Source organism: Psychromonas hadalis ATCC BAA-638, assembly GCF_000420245.1.
GTDB lineage: Bacteria > Pseudomonadota > Gammaproteobacteria > Enterobacterales > Psychromonadaceae > Psychromonas > Psychromonas hadalis.
In genome coordinates this window covers 1-1,213 of record NZ_ATUO01000336.1, presented here as the reverse complement: position 1 = coordinate 1,213, position 1,213 = coordinate 1, and the positions used below count along the sequence as shown (strand labels likewise).

Genomic DNA, 1,213 nt, shown 5'->3' with positions numbered 1-1,213 from the left:
TCGCAATAGCTAGCTATTACTCAATCATGCGCCTTGCTCTTCATCATTTTTCCTCAACAAGCCCTGATCACAATATTATGCGGAATGGTATAAGTGATGATGAAATCAAACTTATTATCAAAAGTGTAATAGTCGCACCAACCGGAAAGCAGTCACGACGACTCTCTCCATTTTTATCATCAAAGACCAATCACCACCGGCGTTAGCACTCCGATGGGATTGTGTCTGCATTTACTCTTTACTTAGGAAATTATTATGAAACCATTATGTTTATCAAAAAACGTTTTATCAACATCCATCGCGACCATTATCTTAGTGTCTTCCATCATCGCTACATCAATGGTCAGCGCGGTAACTATCAGCACTGCACAACAACAACAACAAATCAGAGAAATATCTGAGTTATTACAGCAAAACCCTGATGTCATTGAAGGGTTACATGCCAATTTAAGCCAGTATATTGATGGCCAAAGTAGCATCACAAACACCCTAAAACTAAACCATGATTATTTATATAACAACCCATTACACCCTTATTTTGGTGCACAAGATGCGAAACTCACGGTGATCAATTTTACCGATTATAACTGTCCTTATTGTAAGCGTTTAGAATCAGGCTTAGCTGAAGTTATTAAAAATTATCCCGATGTGCGTATCGTGAATGTCTACTTACCCTTTCAGCAACGTATGATTCCAGGTATGCAAACTAATACCGCGTGGTATGCTTTAGATGTATGGGAGAACAATCGTGATAACTTTGCAGAGGTGCATCGTTTAATGATGGCAAAACCATCACGACACGATAAAAATTCGATAATGAAAATTGCAAACATGACCAATAGCCAAGGTTCATTATTAGCAAATCAGCAGAAAAAAGAGATGGTTGAAAAGAATGAGCAGATTTTTGCAAAGCTTGGCTTACGAGGCACACCCAGTTTGATTATTGGCAGTGAAATCATTCCCGGGTTTATTCCTCAGTCGCAGTTAGAAGCATTGATAGAAGCACAATTAAAATAATATAACGTTAACGAGTATCACTAAAATGCCACGGCGTAACTGCCGTGGCATTTTAGTTTAATACAGCGTAAATATAGTTATACCAATAACAGTAAATAGCGGATCTATTTTACTGGTTAAAACAACTCACTTCCGCGTTGTAATTTTCGTAAAGGGAACAACCATTTACGTCAACTTACGCCTTGAATTAAGCTGT

The 1,213-nt window shown here is 37.9% G+C and carries 2 protein-coding genes; both read left to right on the top strand.

Translation table 11 applies throughout. The features are described from left to right. On the top strand, nt 1-206 hold a 206-nt coding region (locus tag G322_RS24045), incomplete at its 5' end, for a hypothetical protein (RefSeq protein ID WP_211217189.1). A 49-nt stretch (nt 207-255) separates the two neighbouring features. Then, nucleotides 256-1,017 carry a DsbA family protein gene (locus G322_RS0119395; RefSeq protein ID WP_022943302.1) on the top strand — a complete coding sequence of 254 codons (762 nt, stop codon included), beginning with the start codon at nt 256-258 and terminating at the stop codon, nt 1,015-1,017. The last annotated feature ends 196 nt before the right edge of the window (nt 1,018-1,213 follow it).

Excerpts from the sequence above, each read along its gene's own strand:
- G322_RS0119395 (WP_022943302.1), top strand. The coding sequence starts at position 256 with ATGAAACCATTATGTTTATCAAAAAACGTTTTATCAACATCCATCGCG.